16 protein-coding genes are annotated in these 18,466 nt (G+C 45.9%); 6 read left to right on the top strand and 10 right to left on the bottom strand.

Translation table 11 applies throughout. From position 1 onward, the window contains the following. Window positions 1–133 precede the first annotated feature (133 nt). From mdlC to GQS64_RS08700, 3 genes are all read left to right on the top strand, one after another. Window positions 134–1,813 carry a benzoylformate decarboxylase gene (gene mdlC, locus GQS64_RS08710; RefSeq protein ID WP_198231287.1) on the top strand — a complete coding sequence of 560 codons (1,680 nt, stop codon included), beginning with the start codon at window positions 134–136 and terminating at the stop codon, window positions 1,811–1,813. A gap of 64 nt (window positions 1,814–1,877) precedes the next feature. Beyond that, a complete protein-coding gene (locus tag GQS64_RS08705; RefSeq protein WP_198231286.1) occupies window positions 1,878–3,329 on the top strand; it encodes an aldehyde dehydrogenase in 1,452 nt (483 codons plus the stop codon). A 171-nt stretch (window positions 3,330–3,500) separates the two neighbouring features. Beyond that, a complete protein-coding gene (locus tag GQS64_RS08700) occupies window positions 3,501–4,847 on the top strand; it encodes an MFS transporter (protein ID WP_198231285.1) in 1,347 nt (448 codons plus the stop codon). A gap of 702 nt (window positions 4,848–5,549) precedes the next feature. Here GQS64_RS08700 and GQS64_RS08695 read toward each other — a convergent pair. From GQS64_RS08695 to paaZ, 9 genes are all read right to left on the bottom strand, one after another. Beyond that, a complete protein-coding gene (locus tag GQS64_RS08695; protein ID WP_225868092.1) occupies window positions 5,550–6,140 on the bottom strand; it encodes a TetR/AcrR family transcriptional regulator in 591 nt (196 codons plus the stop codon). Window positions 6,141–6,272: 132 nt separating this feature from the next. Beyond that, the gene (locus GQS64_RS08690; RefSeq protein WP_198222749.1) at window positions 6,273–7,037 is read right to left on the bottom strand and encodes a Phenylacetic acid catabolic protein; all 765 of its coding nucleotides are present in this window, start codon (window positions 7,035–7,037) and stop codon (window positions 6,273–6,275) included. Between the two features lie 12 nt (window positions 7,038–7,049). Next, window positions 7,050–8,129, bottom strand: a complete 1,080-nt coding sequence (locus GQS64_RS08685) for a 2Fe-2S iron-sulfur cluster-binding protein (protein ID WP_198231284.1) — start codon at window positions 8,127–8,129, stop codon at window positions 7,050–7,052. 24 nt (window positions 8,130–8,153) lie between these two features. Then, the gene (gene paaD, locus GQS64_RS08680; RefSeq protein WP_077992669.1) at window positions 8,154–8,675 is read right to left on the bottom strand and encodes a 1,2-phenylacetyl-CoA epoxidase subunit PaaD; all 522 of its coding nucleotides are present in this window, start codon (window positions 8,673–8,675) and stop codon (window positions 8,154–8,156) included. 12 nt (window positions 8,676–8,687) lie between these two features. Then, window positions 8,688–9,458, bottom strand: coding sequence for a 1,2-phenylacetyl-CoA epoxidase subunit PaaC (gene paaC, locus GQS64_RS08675; protein WP_198231283.1), 771 nt, complete (start codon window positions 9,456–9,458; stop codon window positions 8,688–8,690). Further along, complete coding sequence (paaB, locus tag GQS64_RS08670; RefSeq protein ID WP_198222753.1) at window positions 9,458–9,742, bottom strand: 1,2-phenylacetyl-CoA epoxidase subunit PaaB; 285 nt, start codon at window positions 9,740–9,742, stop codon at window positions 9,458–9,460. Before paaB ends, paaC begins: the two co-directional genes overlap by 1 nt. A gap of 34 nt (window positions 9,743–9,776) precedes the next feature. Beyond that, complete coding sequence (gene paaA, locus GQS64_RS08665) at window positions 9,777–10,781, bottom strand: 1,2-phenylacetyl-CoA epoxidase subunit PaaA (protein WP_198231282.1); 1,005 nt, start codon at window positions 10,779–10,781, stop codon at window positions 9,777–9,779. A 223-nt stretch (window positions 10,782–11,004) separates the two neighbouring features. Beyond that, window positions 11,005–11,853 (bottom strand): PaaX family transcriptional regulator C-terminal domain-containing protein, encoded by an 849-nt coding sequence (locus GQS64_RS08660; protein WP_198231281.1) that lies wholly within the window; start codon window positions 11,851–11,853, stop codon window positions 11,005–11,007. 378 nt (window positions 11,854–12,231) lie between these two features. Next, window positions 12,232–14,256: a phenylacetic acid degradation bifunctional protein PaaZ gene (paaZ, locus tag GQS64_RS08655; protein WP_198231280.1), complete on the bottom strand. Its 2,025-nt coding sequence runs from the start codon at window positions 14,254–14,256 to the stop codon at window positions 12,232–12,234. Between the two features lie 512 nt (window positions 14,257–14,768). On the opposite strand from paaZ, the gene paaG reads away from it, so the two are divergent. From paaG to paaK, 3 genes are read left to right on the top strand one after another with little or no spacing between them, the layout of a single operon-like run. Further along, window positions 14,769–15,563 carry a 2-(1,2-epoxy-1,2-dihydrophenyl)acetyl-CoA isomerase PaaG gene (gene paaG, locus GQS64_RS08650; RefSeq protein WP_198231279.1) on the top strand — a complete coding sequence of 265 codons (795 nt, stop codon included), beginning with the start codon at window positions 14,769–14,771 and terminating at the stop codon, window positions 15,561–15,563. After that, window positions 15,560–16,000 (top strand): hydroxyphenylacetyl-CoA thioesterase PaaI, encoded by a 441-nt coding sequence (gene paaI, locus GQS64_RS08645; protein ID WP_198231278.1) that lies wholly within the window; start codon window positions 15,560–15,562, stop codon window positions 15,998–16,000. The genes paaG and paaI overlap by 4 nt, the downstream gene beginning before the upstream one ends. Before the next feature lie 41 nt (window positions 16,001–16,041). Continuing rightward, entirely contained in the window at window positions 16,042–17,352 is a 1,311-nt protein-coding gene (gene paaK / locus GQS64_RS08640; protein WP_198231277.1) for a phenylacetate--CoA ligase PaaK, read from the top strand. A gap of 648 nt (window positions 17,353–18,000) precedes the next feature. On the opposite strand, the gene GQS64_RS08635 is transcribed toward paaK, so the two are convergent. Next, window positions 18,001–18,327: a hypothetical protein gene (locus GQS64_RS08635; RefSeq protein ID WP_198231276.1), complete on the bottom strand. Its 327-nt coding sequence runs from the start codon at window positions 18,325–18,327 to the stop codon at window positions 18,001–18,003. Between the last annotated feature and the right edge of the window lie 139 nt (window positions 18,328–18,466).

Here is an 18,466-nt window from a genome sequence, read left to right as displayed (position 1 = left end):
ATCTCACGTCGTTGCCGCGATTTTCCAAGTTATCAGCGGCCCAAGTTAACAATGACCCAAGTTTTCAATGCCCCAAGTTAACAATGACCCAAGTTTTTAATGACGTAGAGTCTTTTTATTCGGGAGGGAAAAAGTGATAAAGCGATGCCACAGTTCCGGAAGGGACAAGAGTTATACCGTCAGAGATGCCGTGTTCGACTTTTTCGCGACCATTGGTGTTGATACAATTTTCGGCAATCCCGGTTCGACGGAATTGCCCATGTTCAGAAATTTTCCCGATCATTTCCGTTATATTCTGGGGCTTCAGGAAGCCACAGTGGTGGGTATGGCAGACGGTTTTGCGCAAGCCACCGGCAAAGCGTCATTGGTTAATCTGCATTCGGCTGCGGGTGTAGGCAATGCAATGGGAAATATTTTTACCGCCTATAAAAACCAGACACCGATGATTATTACTGCCGGACAACAAGCCCGTTCTATATTGCCGTTTGAACCCTTTCTTGCTTCTGTCCGGCCGACCCAATTGGCCGAACCTTATGTCAAATGGGCGATAGAACCGGCTCGTGCGGAAGATGTGCCTTTAGCAATCCAGCGCGCTTTCAACATCGCTATGACGGAGCCGCGAGGGCCCGTTCTCGTATCGGTTCCGGTTGACGATTGGGATAGACAGACAAAGCCGCTCGCCGAACACAGGATGTTCTACTCGCAAAGACCCTCAGTAGACGCCATTGTAGCACTGTCTCGTGCACTCGAAGAAAGCAAATGCCCGGCATTTGTTGTCGGCGGTGGCGTTGATCGTGCAAAGGCTTCGGATTTGCTTGTCAAATTGGCTGAACATCATCAGGCGCAGATTTACGTGGCTCCGATGAGCGGCCGCTGCAGTTTTCCGGAAGATCACTATCTGTTCAACGGTTTTCTTCCTGCACGACGTGAAAAAATTGTCGAAATATTGGGGCATCACGATCTTATCATTGTATTGGGAGCGGGCGCTTTTATTTATCATGTTGAAGGTTTTGGCCCTTTCATTCCCGAACAATCCGAACTTTTCCAGATTGTCGACAATCCTTTGACAGCATCGTGGACACCGACAGGGACAAGTATTGTGAGCAATGTCCGTTTGGCGTTGGAGGATCTTTTAGCTGTTTCAAAACCGGTTGAAAAAGAAAAACACCAGACAAAACAGTTGCCCCGAACAGGGGGGGCGGCAAAGCCCCGATTATCGTCCAATCCCCGATTATCATCAAACAGCCTATCGTCATCTACCCCTTTGACGACCGCTTACGTGCTCCAGACATTGCACGGTTTGGAAAACGAGGATTGGCTCATTGTTGAAGAAGCACCAAGTGCGCGCAGTCTCATACAGAAATTTTTGCCAATATCAAAGCCGGGACAATTTTTGACGATGGAGAGCGGCGGACTGGGTTACGGAATGCCGGCGGCTGTCGGGACAGCCTTGGCATTACCGGATAAAAAGATCATCGCCATTATCGGTGACGGCTCGGCACTTTATTCCGTTCAGAGTTTGTGGACCGCGGCCATTCAGAAATTATCCATTACATGGATTGTTTTGCGGAACGGAAGCTATGCGGCATTGGAAGAATTTGCACCCGAATTCGGGTTTAAAAAGCACGAAAAAGTGGTCGGCACGACCCTTTCGGGGATTGACTTTGTGGCATTGGCCAAAGGCTTCGGTATCAATGCAAAACGCATCGTCGATTGCGCGGAATTGGAACGGGAATTGCAAGATGCAACGGCCTCATCTTCATCGACATTATTCGAGGTTGTCGTATCCGATATAAAAAATGAGCCGGTATGAACAATAGATCATAACGGTTCGCATATGAAGTTTAACGAAGCTTAACAAAGACAGGCGGTTATTCATGGAAAATGTTCATCTTTTTATTGATGGAAAACATCGCAAAGCCAAAGGTGATAAAACCTTTACACGAAAGAATCCGGTTGATGGAGAAGTCGTATCCGTTGCGGCTGCTGCCCGGATCGAGGACATTGTAGAGGTGGTCGATGCGGCATCGAGAGCATTTGAAGACTGGTCGCAATCAACACCACAGGAACGGCAAAGACTTTTACAACGCGCTGCCGAAATTATGCTTGCCAAAAAAGATGATTTCATTTCTGCAATGGCAGCAGAAACCGGTGCATCGGAAGTTTGGGCCGGTTTTAACGTTGCATTGGGAGCCGCTGTTTTTCAGGAAGCGGCGTCCATTGTTACAGCCGCAACGGGAGAGGTACTGTCTTCCAATACAGCCGGTCAACTTTCTCTGGCAGTGCGTCAGCCGGCGGGAGTCGTTGTTGGCATTGCACCGTGGAATGCGCCGATCATTCTTGGATCAAGAGCAATCGCCGTACCACTTGCCTGCGGCAATAGTGTGATTTTGAAAGGCTCGGAAGCCTGTCCACGCACTCATGCATTGATTGTTGACTGTCTTGCCGAAGCGGGTTTTGCCAAAGGTGTCGTCAATTATGTGACCAATGCTCCCGATGAAGCGGCGGTATTCGTAGAAAAGCTCGTTTGTGCACCTGATGTGCGCAGGGTAAATTTCACCGGTTCGACAAAAGTCGGACGCATTATCGCTTCCCATTGTGCACGAAGCCTTAAACCGTGTGTTCTCGAACTGGGTGGAAAAGCTCCGATCCTGATACTGGAAGATGCCGATATTGACGCTGCTGTCGATGCTACCGTTTTTGGTGCATTCATGAATTCCGGACAAATCTGTATGTCGACAGAGCGCATCATAGTTGTCGAGAGCGTAGCCGCCACATTTCTTGGCAAATTGGTCGAGAGAGTGAAAAAACTGACCATTGGCGATCCGCGTAAAGACAATGTCAATCTTGGTCCGGTTTATGATATGGTGACAGTCGTTCATTGTAATCGTTTGATTGATGATGCACTTTCCAAAGGTGCCAAACTGTTATGCGGGGGGAAATCGGAAACAACATTAATGCCGGCGACCTTGCTGGATAATGTGGTTTCCTCGATGGGTATTTATCACGAAGAAACATTCGGACCGGTTAAGGCGATTATCAGAGCAAGAGATGACGAGCACGCCGTTTCTCTCGCCAATGACAGCGAATACGGGCTATCATCAGCAATTTTCACTCGCGACACGGCAAAAGGCTATCGACTGGCAAAACGCATCAAGTCGGGAATATGCCATATCAATGGTGCCACCGTCGATGACGAACCACAGGCACCTTTTGGCGGCGTGAAAGCAAGCGGCTTCGGCCGGTTTGGCGGACAAGCAGGGGTTCATGAATTTACCGATTTGCGCTGGTTGACCATGGAGACAGAACGTCGCCGTTACCCGCTTTGATTTACGCGTTGAACGGCGGTTTTATGCCTAATTTCAAGTAGTGCTGCGACCGGTTTGTGGGAGCCTATCCGGTCGCGAATGCGCAAATAGAAGAAAAACGGGAGAAGACGGCAGATCAATATATAAAAACAAAAATCCGGTTTGCCGTTACATGTCATTCGGGAGGAAAAAATGGCAGAAGGTAACAATCCGAAACCGGCATTGGATATCAGTACAACATTGGACCATATGCCTTTTACATTATATCAAAGGCTGATTGTAGTTTTCGCAGCTCTGGCGGTCATTCTGGACGGGTTTGATTCCCAGTTGATAGGTTATGCAGCACCGGCTTTGATGCGTGAGTGGGGATTGACCAAAAACGAATTCATGCCGAGCGTGGTTGCCGGTGTTTTCGGATCGAGTGTCGGCGCAATAACGGGTATATTTGCCGACTATTTCGGCCGTAAACGTGCACTTATCGGCTATATGTTGACATTCGGTCTGTTTACGTCTCTGGTTGCGACGCAAAATAGCATTCTTGGAATTGCTATCTTTCGTTTCATAGCGGGGATAGGCATCGGTGGCGCTCTACCGATTGCGACGACAATTGCAGCCGAATTTACACCCCAACGTTATCGGACAATGGTGGTCACTGCCACGATTGTTTGCGTTCCTTTAGGCGGTGTTGTTGCAGGTTTTTTTGCCGAAGTCATCATGCCCGATTTCGGTTGGAGAATGATGTTTCTGATCGGTGGTGCAATGCCGATTGCACTGTTGATTTTTTGTATCTTTGCTACTCCCGAAACGCCCAAATATCTTGTCGGACATCCCGAAAGGTGGCCGGAATTGCGGCGCATATTGAAAAAAATGGGGCAGATGGTGGATGACAATACGACGTTCACCGATAAGGGTGAACAGGAGCCTACAAAACGTGCCGGTTATGGAGCGATTTTTCGTGATAATATGGCACGCGATACATCCGCGCTCTGGTGTGCATTTTTCTTTTGTCTGGCATCCGTTTATGCTGCTTTCAGCTGGTTGCCGACAATGCTGGCCTCGGTTGATATATCGCAGGATGTAGCGCGGTCGGGTTTGACAGTCTATAATTTCGGCGGCGTTATCGGGGCACTTGTTTGTTCCTGGTTCATTACCAAATTCGGATCTTATAGCCCGTTAATTCTGTGTAGTGCAGGCGGCGCGTTAAGTGCTTTGGCAGTCGAATTTTTTGATATGTCAAGCCACCTGCTATTGTTGATTATACTGTTGGGATTGCACGGATTTTTCGTCAATGCTGTTCAATCGACCATGTATGCTCTTTGTGCCTATATCTATCCAACAAAAATACGTGCGACAGGAACGTCAGGGGCTTTGATGTTCGGCCGCGTAGGGGCAATAGCAGCAGCCTTCGGCGGTGCTCCCATTATCACCTATAGCGGCTCGCTCGGTTATTTCGGTTTGTTAGCTTTCTCGATGTTTATTGTTACAATTGCCTTATTGGTGTTGCAACGGCATATTCCGCCAGCAAAAACGGCAAGCTAAGGGAAATGGCTTCGGGAAACAACGAATGAACAAGTCACGAGTTTTCAGGATAAAGCCGGATTGAAACTTGATGGGGAAAAATCACATCTCTGGCGGGCAGAGACCGCCAAAGTTTGCGAAAAGATAAAATCAATAATTGTTATAACGTAATATAAAATCTGCTGAAAATGATAGCCTATCTATCTTGAACGGCTAACAGTAAAGGAATTATCCAAACTGCCCGTTTACAAGTGTTGATATGTATAAGTGTTAAAGTGTTAGACTATTAAATATCATTGATGGGTTATCATTGGCCAATTCTGACAGGTTGTTCATCGGAAATTCTAATATTGTTTTCGCTTTTACGATGAGCCTTGAGGGGCGCGGCCTGAAAAATTTTGTTTTTTCACATTGAAAAACTTGTGACCGGAAAACGCATGCCTTTCCTTTTTGCCTGAGGGGAAGTCTTCGGGCCCGAAAAATATCACAATAATGATAATAGAGAATATCGGGATGATAATGATGGCGTTATGGTTGAGGATAGCGCTAAACTTGTCGAGTTTTCGAGAGATTTAACCGGATAAATAAAAATCGGGCAGAGCCGAAACTATAAAACTGGCAAAAAGGCAGCCGGATAAAACCGGTGAAAAAGAAAAGTTGCAGAAAAAACGGCAATTCCGGCTCCGGTTTGTTGCGGTGGCTGCTGTTTTGACGCTAAAAATACTACAAGCTTTTGCCGCCATTCAAAACCAGTTTGGTGACCATATCGGCATATTCGTCACGTGTTAAGCCCTTGCCTTCGCGGAACCATAAATAATGCCAGTTCAGCATACCGAAGACCGACATTGTAAGCGGTTTCAACAATTGCTTTGACTTCAAATCCGGCAGACATTCCGATAAAGCATCGGATAATTTTGTCACGAGTTGGCGCTCCATCTCAACGATAACCGACTGTTGGTCTGCTGTCAGCAGTTTCAAACTGGATATTTGAACCTGATGTTCGCAATCTGCGTCCTTATAGGTATCAAGCAAAGCATGAGCGATTGCCCGAACGCGCGCTTGCGGTGTTTTGGCTGTTTTTGTTGCTGTTTCAACCGCCGCCACAAGCTCGGAAAGGTGCTGCTTCAACATTGCAAAAAGGATAGAATCCTTATCCGGATAATAATGATAGAGAAGCGCTTTTGACATGCCGCAAGCGTCGGCGATCATATTGATAGATGAACCGGTAAAACCGTAGCGCGCAAAAAGCTTGGCCGCTTCAGATAGAATAAGGGATTGTTTTTCTTCGTAATCTTGGGCACGCGGCCGAGCCATGAACTCTGTCCTTTGCATGAGCTAAACCAGTTCACTCATGTATTGGTATAACTTGCTTGAAAGTGCAAGTCTATAACCGGATTTTCAGCTTAAAACATCTGCGCCTTGGGGCGAATATTTGTTTTTCATGTATTAATTATTGGCAATAGCAAGTCGCGCTAGAAAATCACCGGTATTTTTTTTGAACTGATCTAACATATCGCGGTTGGTTCTATGCCTCAATCCATAAGATTGCAGACGCTCGAAACGGTCTGATTCGATTTGTCCGAAGGTCGCTTCAATGCGCGGCAACCAATATTTTATTGATTTTTGCAAGCTATCGCTTCCGCTTTTATCCTTCATGATATGATGAAGTTCGACAATTCCGAGTTCTGTGTGGGCATTCTCTTCCGGAATGATTTCCCGAAAGGTTTCGGCCAAAGGCGCATAAGATATTTTTGAAAGCTCTTCCAATTGTATAGACGAGGCAATGCCCATGAGCACATTCATTATAACGGCATCATTCCACCCCTCGAACGGATAATAAAAAACCGATAGACGCATATCCCGTCCGTCTGCACGTGATCTTCCAATGTCATCCTCGCGATGTATTCGCGCGTTCCACGGGTGGCTTCCGGCATAACGTTCAGTATCGGCACCGAATTCTCCCATCAGTTCAAGAACAGCTCCCGCATGGCGGGCTTTTTCAAGAACAATTTTTGCTGCATTGATGCGCTGGCGGATGCCGGGTGAATGATTGATAGCTTCGGCAAATCCGGCCGACGCCGCAAGCTCGCTGTCGATAAACGAAGCCATCAGCCGCAACAGTTCCGCCCGATAACGTGGTGGCAAATTGGCCGGCGAAGAAACAACCCCGCCTTGTTTCAGATAATCGTCGATTGTCATATCGTTAGTCATGCTTCTTTCCCCCTATTGATCGTAACTAAGCACAATTTTGTCACTTACGGGGAAGCATTGACATGTAAGAACATAGCCTTCTTCAACTTCGTAATCTTCAAGTGCGTGATTGGTGACCATTTCAACCTCGCCATCAAGCACTTTTGCGCGGCATGTCGAACAAACTCCCGCTTTACATGCAAAAGGCGCATCCATCTGGTTTTTCAAACTGGCATCAAGGATCGTTTCACCTTGTTTTGCCATATCGAAATGATGCGTCGACCCATCCAGCGTAACGGTGATAGAGGCTGTACTGTTCGATATATTGCCGGCAGCCTTATTCTCGACATTATGGCGCTTCTTTGTGCGGGGAGCAGAGGCAAAAAGCTCGAATTTTATCTGGCTGTCATTCATGCCATGGTTTCGCAAAAAATCTGCAACGACCAACATCATTTGTTCAGGACCGCAAATATAGGCAATGTCGGTTGCCGCCAGATCGACCCAGTTTTGGCATAATTGCTCAAGCTTTTCATGATTAATCCGGCCTGCAAAAAGATCAATATCCTGTGCTTCGCTTTTAAGAATATGAATGATCGAAAAACGGTCGAGATAAATATTTTTCAAATCCTCAAGTTCCTCGCGAAACATGATGGAATTTGCCTGTTTGTTTGCATAAATCAGGGTAAATTGCGCCAGCGGTTCGTGACGGAGAACCGTTTTTATAATAGAGAGTACTGGCGTAATTCCCGAACCTGCGACAAATGCGATATATTGCTTTTGCACATCCGGCTCAATCGGGGTGTTGAACTTGCCCATCGGCGGCATAGAATAAAGCTGGTCACCAATTTTCAGATTGTCATTGATCCAGTTGGAAAAAAGGCCGCCTTCAACCCTTTTGATACCGACGCGCAAAAAGCCTTCATCCTTGCCTGCGCATATAGAATATGACCGCCGGATTTCTTCACCGTCGAAATCCTTGCGGAACGTCAGATATTGCCCCTGAAGAAAATCGAAAGATTGTTTATCTTCGTTTCTGGGCTCAAGAGTGACAGCCACAGCATCGCGTGTTTCGCGAACAATATCGGTTACAGTCAGTGGAAAAAAACGTGCCATGATATGCTTGGCCTCCCCATATCATCAAATGCATTTGAAATAGTCGAACGGTTCAAGACAATCTTTACAGCGATAGGATGCTTTACATGCTGTCGAACCCGACTGGCTGATTTTTTCGGTATTTGTGGAATTGCAGTGCGGGCAGGCCACAGAAAAGTTCGAGCCACCCGAATGTGCATTGCATTTCAGTAAATTACCGTCGGCGGCTGTCCCGCTGACAGGAGGAGCAATCCCGAACTGTCTCAATTTATCGCGCGCTTCCGGTTTGATCCAGTCGCTCGTCCATGCAGGCGACAATTGCCGCTCAATACGCAAATTATCGATTCCGTGATTTCGCAAGGCGACTTCAATGTCGAAATTGATAATCGACGTTGCCGGACACCCCGAATAGGTCGGCGTCACTTTGATGACAAGCGTGTCATCCGACCATGAAACATCGCGCACAATTCCAAGATCTGTAACAGATATGACCGGAATTTCCGGATCCGGTACTTTATCAAGCCAGGTCCATATTTGTTGGTTTGTGGGTCTCTCTTTCAGGATCATGGCGTTTCACCGTTACCATGTAGAGCCGGGATAAGCGCGTTGCAAAAATTGCATTTCGGCAAGCATATGTCCGAGAAATTCGGTATGCCGACCTTTCTTGCCCCCTTTATGGACATAGCTTGTTTGCGGCAAAGCGAGTGTCGCATCGCGCAATACGGAATTGATTGTTTGATCCCATTTATGTTTCAAACTTGAAGGCAGTGGTGCAATGTCGGCACTATTGACGATTTCATCATAATCGTCATCGACAAATAATTCGCCGGTATAGCTCCAGAGGTTATCGAGTGCATGTTGCATGCGTTGATGACTAAGTTCGGTTCCGTCGCCCAGACGAATAACAATATCTGCCGATTTTTCCAGATGATAGGCGACCTCTTTGACCGCTTTGGCAGCAATTTCGGCAATCTGGCTGTTTGAAGATTTCAACAATGCCTTCAACATTTCGATATGCCACGCATCGAACAGGAATTGTCGCATCATCGTATTTCCGAAGTCGCCATTGTCTTTTTCGACCAATAGCACATTCCGGAAATCCCATGCGTCACGCAAAAATGCCAGTTGATCGGCGCTGCGCCCTTTGTTTTCCAAAGCACCGGCCAATCCCAACCAAAGTTGTGTTTGACCGATAAGATCAAGAGCCTGATTTGCGAGCGCGATGTCTTCTTCGAGAACCGGAGAGTGTCCGCACCATTCCGAAATGCGATGGCCAAGCACCAAGGTGTTGTCGCCCATGCGCAACAGAAATTCGACGACCGCTTTGTCAACTTCGGGTGATTTTTCCATTACATTTTCCCCACTTCATCCGGAATTTGAAAAAATGTCGGGTGCCGGTAGATTTTTGAATTTGACGGGTCGAAAAGAGGCCCTTTGTCAGATGGCGTTGATGCGGCTATGTCGCTTGATTTGACCGCCCAAATACTCACCCCTTCATTGCGGCGGGTATATACATCGCGGGCATTTTTTATCGCCAGTTCGGCATCCGGTGCATGAAGACTGCCCACATGACGGTGATTAAGCCCGTGTTGCCCGCGAATAAAAATTTCCCATAACGGCCATTGATGTGACATTGTTCTTCTCCCGTTGATTACAAAATTGCGAGGTCTATTCGGCGGCTACAGAAGCTGCTGCATATTTATTGGCTTGTTTGTCGGCATGGGCCTGCAAACCGTCGCGGTACCATGCGCCATCTTCCCACGCTTTGATCCGTGCATCGAGGCGTTCTCTATTGCAGGGACCATTCCCCGAAATGACATCAAAAAATTCGCTCCAATCGGGATCGGTAAAATCATAGCCCTGTTTTTCTTCGTTCCATACGAGATTTTCATCCGGAATTTTCAAGCCGAGAAATTCGGCTTGCGGGACTGTCTGATCGACAAAGCGCTGGCGCAAATCGTCATTGGTATTGATCTTGATTTTCCATGCCATTGATTGTGCAGAATGGACGGAATCCTTGTCCGAAGGGCCGAACATCATCAAAGCAGGATACCAGAAACGATTGATCGCATCCTGAGCCATGGATTTTTGTGCGGCTGTTCCGGCACACATTTTCATCATAATGTCATAGCCCTGACGTTGATGAAAACTCTCTTCCTTACAAATGCGTATCATGGCGCGCGAATAGGGGCCATAGGATGTTTTTTGCAACTGCACCTGATTCATAATGGCCGCGCCGTCAACCAACCAGCCGACTGCCCCAATATCTGCCCATGTCAAAGTCGGATAATTGAAAATTGATGAATATTTCATTTTGCCGGAATGGAGAAGTTCGATAAGCTCGTCTCGCGAGACCCCCAGTGTTTCGGCGGCACTATAGAGGTAAAGTCCGTGTCCGGCCTCATCTTGGACTTTGGCAAGCAGAATTGCCTTGCGTTCCAAAGTCGGCGCGCGGGTAATCCAGTTCCCTTCAGGCAATTGTCCAACCACTTCGGAATGCGCATGTTGCCCGATCTGCCTAATCAATGTTTTGCGGTAATTATCAGGCATCCATTCTTTCGGCTCGATCTTTTCACCGCGGTCAATACGTTCCTGGAACGCGCGTTCCTGAGCATCCATCTCGTCAAGCGACTTGACTTTGTTACTGTCTGTTTTCACCATTTGTGCATACATAAGAAATCCTCCGCCATTCTTGTGACAAACACGAGAACGCATTCTTAAAACAGGCAATTTATGGCAGTAAAAATCGCGCTCGAAAGCTTCGCTTGAAGTCAGGCAACGATCTCCTCCAATTCATTGACCGATCGGTTATATTATACAATAAGAAACATCACAAAAAAAGCGATTTTTTATCGAATATGTGATGTTTTAAGAGCGTTTTCTTTAACTATTTGTTTTAACTTGCTAATATTTGTTGAAGAGATGCAGAGCGAAGATCGGTCAATTCGGTATTTCGTGCCAATTGGCCATCATTTGTCTTGAAATTTTCATGAATGAAGTTTTCCGCTTCGGCCGATAATCGAAGATATAAACGGGCAAAAAGCTTTTTTGCCTCATCGGCCGGCCAATCCTCCGGCAAAGAATTTCGCGGTAAATCGGGATCGTTCGCCAAACTCAAGCGGTAATCATGCACCACTGCAAGACGCGCGAGCAATGATTCGAGAGGTGAGAGATTGCCGGGAGCCATATGTTCAAAGGCGCGATATTTTTGAATAAAGCAATGATAACAGAATGCGATTTTTTCAATATCCCAGAATGTACTGACGAACTTTTTTAGCCGCTGTTCTCCGTGAATTGCTTTTGCTTCAAAGACAAGTGCATCGGGATAATCATCAGACGTGTTCGGACCGAATAACAGATTACGGTTCATCACCGCGAAATTTCGAGTCTTGAGACAATCATCCATCTCGACATCGGACCGTGCTATAATCATCCAGTCCTTCGGCGGATTTCTGAAATGATAAACGCGCATTGCCATTTGCCGGTATTCGGCCTGTGCTTTAGGTGTCAGGCGGTAAAAACTTTGGCGACCGCTGCGTTCGCCAACAAGTTGGCCTGCATTGACCAAACGCGAAACCGATGTTCTGACAAGCGATTCATTCAAACCGACTGCTGAACATAGATCAATGAGATTACCTATCCAAAGCACACCACCACGCGGTTCGACGATGTCTCCGTAAATCGTAACGATAAAGGCGGCCGAACGTGGACCGGGAACAAAAAAAGATGAAACGTTTTTATTCAAAGATGACCCGAATTGATTGTTTTGATTACCCGAATTGATTGTTTAGAGTGGACAACACGTCCGAAACCTCTAACGCAGTTTGGTAATAAAAAACAGTTAGATAAAATTGACAATCAATAATTTGTGTTCTTCCAGAAAATTTTATATTCAAAATATATTTTGGTATTTTATACGATTTTGTATTTATATCAGTTCTAAATTTTTTATAAATATTTTATAACGATATAAGAAATAATATTAAAATAATTATTATAAGAATATATATATTTTATATAATTTTATTGAATTTAAAAGGTGGTTTTATATCACTGCAATCGAATAGAGATCGGATATAATTTTAATTGCATTTTTAAACTAAAACCACCTTTTAACGATTATTTATAATGCCGGTTGGCGTGATGACATGGTGAGCAGGTTATAACGCGCCACGGTCTCTTCATTCTGGTTGAAAATTTCCGCATCCCAACGGACTTCACCATATTCCGGATTTCTCGCGGCACGTTTTTCTTTTACGGTCAGTCTCACATGGATAGCATCCCCCGGAGATACCGGTTTCAGAAAGCGCAGATTATCAATTCCGTAGTTTGCCAGAAGCGGGCCGGGTAGCGGGTCTACAAATAGACCGGCAGCGAAAGACAGAAGGAGATAACCATGGGCAACCCGTCCGGGAAAGAAGGGATTTGCAGCCGCGGCTTCTTCATCCATATGGGCATAGAATGTGTCGCCGGTGAAATTGGCAAAATGTTCTATGTCGTCAAGTGTAATTGTGCGTTCTTTCGTGCGTATTGTATCGCCTATTTCAAGCCCGTCGAAATCGCGGCGGAATGGATGTTCTTCGGTAACGGTCTGGTCTCCGCCATAAGACCACTCGCAAAGCAATTTTGTAAGCCGTTTGGGAGAAGCTTGAAGCGCGGTACGTTGCATATAGTGAAAAATTCCGCGAATACCCGCCATTTCTTCACCGCCACCGGCACGACCGGGGCCGCCATGAACCAAGGCAGGTAGAGGCGAACCATGGCCGGTTGCTTCGTCTTTGCTGTCACGGTCAATGAAGTAAAGTCGACCATGGTAGGGGGCAATACCGAAAGTGAGAGCATTCGCAAAACGATCATCATAGGTATAGATTGATGCAACCAGACTACCTTCGCCCTTTTTCACAAGTTCGATTGCTTCTTCTGTTGTCTTGTATGGCATCAATGTTGCTACCGGCCCGAAAGCTTCGACATGGTGAATGACAGTGGCTTTCAACGGTTCTCTACAGCTCAAAAGTACGGGAGATAATGCAGCGCTTTTATCATCTATGTTTTCCAGCGAGCCATATACAATTTCGGCCTCGCTTTGCAATTGTCGAATCGCTTGGATAACGTCGTTACGTTGTTTTTTGGATACCAGCAATCCCATCGAACTCTCTTTCGAGGCGGGATTTCCCGGAATATATTTCGACAGACTTTGCTTTAACGCTGAAGTCACGTCATCAAGATAGGCTTGCGGCACAATTATTCTGCGGATAGCTGTACATTTTTGTCCCGCTTTCGCCGTCATTTCGCGGGTCACTTCTTTTATGAAGTTCGCAAATTCCGGACTGTCTTTATTGGCATCAGAACCGAGGATTGCTGCATTAAGCGAGTCACGCTCGGCAATGAAGCGTATTGCATTGCGCGCAATGGAAGGGTTTTGCTGTAACAATTCGGCCGTATGGGCAGAACCCGTAAATGACACAATATCCTGTCCGTCGAGCCGGTCCAGCAAATCACCTGTGTCACCGCAGATAAATTGCAAAGCACCATCAGGCAAAGCACCGGATTCGACAATGAGTTTCATCAAAGCTTCTGCAACATAGGCTGTGGCCGTTGCAGGTTTTGTAATGACCGGTATGCCGGCAAGAAAAGCAGGCGCCAGTTTTTCCAATAGCCCCCAACAAGGAAAGTTGAATGCATTGATATGGACAGCCACCCCCTCGCGCGATGTCAATATATGTTGACCGCTGAACGTCTGATTTTTTGAAAGACGTTCCGACGGTCCTTCAACAACGAATGTCTTGTCCGGCAATTCTTTACGTGCACGGGAAGAGTAGGCAAAAAGTGTAATAATCCCGCCATCAATATCCGGCCAACTGTCGCGTTTGGTGGCGCCGGTCTGGAAAGCCAATGAATAAAGTTTTTCTTTATTGGCGTCGAGGTGAAGCGCGATTTTTTTCAAGACATCCGCTCTTTGGTGAAATGTCATTTTACGTAAATTGGCACCACCGACTTTTTTTGCGTAGTCAATTACCTCGCCGAAATGAATTCCTGCGCTCGATATTTTTGCAACCACAGTGCTGTCAATTGCACTTAATATATCTTTGAAACCCGTTTCTGCTTGGAACCAGCGACCTTTGATGTAACTATTTAATATATTTGCCATTAACTCCTCCTCATTAGTGCGATATTAGAATTTTATAATAAAATATTTTTACAATTAATATAATAATTAATTTATTATTTTATTTTTTTGCAACATTATATTTATATGAAAAAATATAACTATGAAAATTTATATAAAATTGAAGATGTATTATTTAAAATTGATAAATTGTATTTATAATATTTTTGTTTTTGAAGTGATAATTGGGGAAACAGCATTTGCCCGAATTGAAAGCCCCTGAACTGAAAGCCCCCGAACTAAAGATAGAATTATATATTTTTTCCTGTCTTGGACATTTGATAGATATGCTTTATTCTGGGTAACTGTCTGAACAACTGTCTGAACAACTGCTTGAACAACTGTCTGAACAACTGTCTGAACAACTGAATGTGACATGATTTCCTCGTTAACATCAACTTCGCGGTTGACAGATCGTCAATTTGGATAAATTATTAACCGAACATTCGGTTAATTCAAGCAAAAATTTGGGAGGCTTGAAAAAGGAGGAACGAATGGTTGGTCATGAACAGCCGATCCTTGTGAATAATCATCAAAGCTGGCACGAAATCATTTTGAACCGGCCGGAAAAATTGAATGCGTTTACCGACGACATGCACAGAGCGTTGGTTAAAGCGCTGGATGCGGCCGCTGGCGAAGATTGTCGTGCCGTTCTGCTTAGTGCTTCAGGACGGGGGTTTTGTGCCGGACAAGATCTCAATATGCGCGTGAGCGAAGGTGGCCCGCATGATCTCGGCGCAACGATCGAACAATTTTATAATCCTTTAATCCGCCGTTTGCGGAGACTTCAAAAACCGGTCATCTGCGCAGTCAATGGTGTGGCGGCGGGAGCCGGTGCCAATATAGCTTTGAGTTGCGACATTGTTTTGGCTGCAAAAAGTGCGCGCTTCATTCAGGCATTTGCCAGAATTGGCCTTATTCCCGATTCAGGTGGAACGTTCTTTTTGCCACGTCTCATCGGAGACGCTCGCGCTCGTGCCTTGATAATGACTGGTGAAGCTGTTTCGGCACAACAGGCTCATGACTGGGGCATGATATGGAAAGTCTATGACGATAAAGACCTGCATGATGAAGCGGTAAAACTGGCAAAATGGTTCGCCGAACAGCCAACACAAGGATTGGCTTTGGCTAAAGAGGCGCTGAACTATTCCTCGTCTCATAGTCTTGATGAACAATTGGATTTTGAAAGAGACCAGCAAAGGAAAGCCGGTTTTACACCGGATTATCGTGAAGGTGTAACGGCTTTTATGGAAAAACGGCTGCCCTCATTCACGGGGAGGAAAGCATGAATGGACAGCAAATAGCAGATCTTTCTTCAAAAAAAATGTGGGAAGGCGATAAGGCGGCACAAAGTTTGGGCATGAAGCTGGTATCCAGTTCACCCGGACAGGCAGTGATGACGATGGAGATCACTGAAAATATGTCGAATGGCCACGATATTGCGCATGGCGGTTTTATATTTGCTTTGGCTGATACAGCATTTGCTTATGCAAGTAACAGCTATGGAGACGCTCATGTCGGGCAGATATGTGACATTGTCTATATCCGGCCATCGCATAAGGGCGACATTCTGACAGCACAAGCAAAGGAAGTCAGCAAAACCGGACGCACCGGAATCTACGATGTCAATGTTTCTACACAAGGCAGAACAATCGCCGAATTTCGCGGTGTTTCTCGCGAAGTGTCGAAGAATTTTATTGGCATAACTGTTGATAATCAATCCTAGTATTACACAATTCAGGCTTCATAGCTTTTTGGGAGGAAACTATGACAACACAATTCAATCAAGAAAAATTCGTAGCACTGGAAAATGCCTCGCGTGACGAGATTATGGCATTGCAAACGAAGCGGCTTGCCTGGACATTGAAGCACGCTTATGAAAATGTGCCTTTTTATAAAAGAAAGTTTGACGAAGCGGGAGTTCATCCCTCGGATTTCAAACAGCTATCCGACATAGAAAAATTTCCGTTCACAGAAAAGAAGGATTTGCGCGACAACTATCCTTTTGGCCTATTTGCAGTTCCGCGTGAAAAAGTTAGTCGTATTCATGGTTCCTCCGGTACAACCGGCAAGCCGATTGTCGTCGGATACACGCAAAATGACCTCGATATATGGGCGAATCTTGTTGCCCGTTCTATGCGTGCGGCGGGCGCCAAATCGGGCATGATTGTCCATGTAGCCTATGGATATGGGCTGTTCACAGGCGGCCTTGGTGCACATTACGGGGCTGAACGGTTGGGGTGCACGGTGGTTCCGATGTCGGGCGGAATGACCGAAAGGCAAGTTCAGCTCATCCATGATTTCAAGCCGGAAGTTATCATGGTAACGCCGAGTTATATGCTTGCGCTTCTTGACGGCTTTGTCAAAGCCGGTCTTGATCCGAGAAAATCCTCGCTCAAATATGGCATTTTCGGAGCCGAGCCATGGAGCAATGCCATGCGTGAGGAAATAGAAGATGTATTCGATATGGATGCAACCGATATTTACGGGCTTTCGGAAGTTTTAGGGCCGGGTGTCGCACAGGAATGTGTTGAAACGAAAGACGGTCTCCACATCTGGGAAGATTGTTTTTATCCCGAAATCATCAATTCCGATACATTAAGCCCTGTAGAAGATGGCGTTAAAGGTGAAGTTGTCTTCACGACTTTGACCAAAGAAGCAATGCCCATCATACGCTATCGTACCCGTGATCTGTCGCGGCTTCAACCCGGCACAGTCCATCAGGGAATGCGCAGAATGGAAAAAATATCGGGACGTTCCGATGATATGATTATCTTACGTGGTGTGAATGTTTTTCCAAGCCAGATAGAAGAAGCATTGCTTGCAACAGACTGGTGTGCAGGTCACTTCCAGATTGTGTTGTCGAGAACAGGCCGAATGGATAACATGACTGTCGTTGCCGAAGCTCGTCCCGAACATAGTTCAGAAGAAAAATGGAGCCAATATTCACGCAATTTTGTTCGTCATATCAAAGGCACGGTCGGGGTTTCGGTCAATTTGCAAATACAAAAGCCGATGACAATTGAACGCTCGATGGGAAAACGTAAAGTTATCATTGATAACCGGCCTAAAGATTAGAAATGATGGCAGCCCGTTTAACGGATTGACCGGAGAAAGCGGTCAATCAAATAGATAAAAGCTTATGAAAATATAATATTCTTTGGCTTATAACATTTGTGTGGTGAATGAAAACATGGAACTTCTTTCACCACACTTTATCAAACGGCAGTCACGAAACAGTGGCGCAAGCGCATAAGGCGGTGTGAACCTGTCGCTTAATCGCCCGTCATTCAATCGTCATTAACCGAATTGTTGTTTGATTGGAGTTCCGGTATTCTTCTTTATTGGAAGTAAAAAACTGTCGACTATAGGGCAGGGGTGATCTTTTGCCGGACATTGTTTTCTCCAATCGGCTTTTCTATGGGGATGGTTCTTCAAAAAACGCGTCTCTTTGGTCGGCGACAATAGTTCCAATGACTATTGGAGCGGCAACGGCAATTGGAACTTCAACGACAATCAGCCATTTTTATTGTCGAAACCCCCGATATTCCTATCGCAGGCTTCAACAGTACAACATGGTTTTTCGGCGGCTCCGCCTGACCGAATGATAAGCAGGTGACTTTTGAAACCGGCTTTGTTGAAATACCGTTCCCGGTTGAAACAAGCCTTGTCACAACATCGTTTCCGGTAAAGAGGGCAACAGGATTTTCCGGCTTTATACAGGGGCTATTTACCGGTTTTTCCAGTTGTTGCAATGAGGCTGATAAGATAGGTAAAAAGTTCATCATCGTCCAAAGGATGGTTACTATCCAGTGAAACCGCGTGGTCCAATTCCAAACGATTAAGAAGACTAAACAACATCAAACCGCCGAAAGTCAGCATGGCCAATCCGGCCGGAATATCATCACGCACCACCCCCGCTTTCTGCGCCTGCCTGATTTTCGGGACGAAATATTCATTCAAAAATGAAGAGAGCGACTGGCGTTCCTCAATCGCGGCTTCGAGCATACGCCAAAGCTGCAAGTGAATATGAACCGGAGCACGACCCGCCATTGCAATTAATGCCATTAGCAATGCTAACGCTTTCGCCAGTTCCATTATAATGATAAATAGTTAGCTGCGCAGCATGAGAAGCACCGGAAAAAGCACAAACAGCAGTTGATGCACCAAAAGCGATAGGTAGTTTTTCGTA

It is taken from the genome of Bartonella sp. P0282 (genome assembly GCF_048452985.1).
GTDB lineage: Bacteria > Pseudomonadota > Alphaproteobacteria > Rhizobiales > Rhizobiaceae > Bartonella > Bartonella choladocola.
Note: the sequence above shows the minus strand (reverse complement) of the source record. Positions and strands in the feature narration are given on the sequence as shown.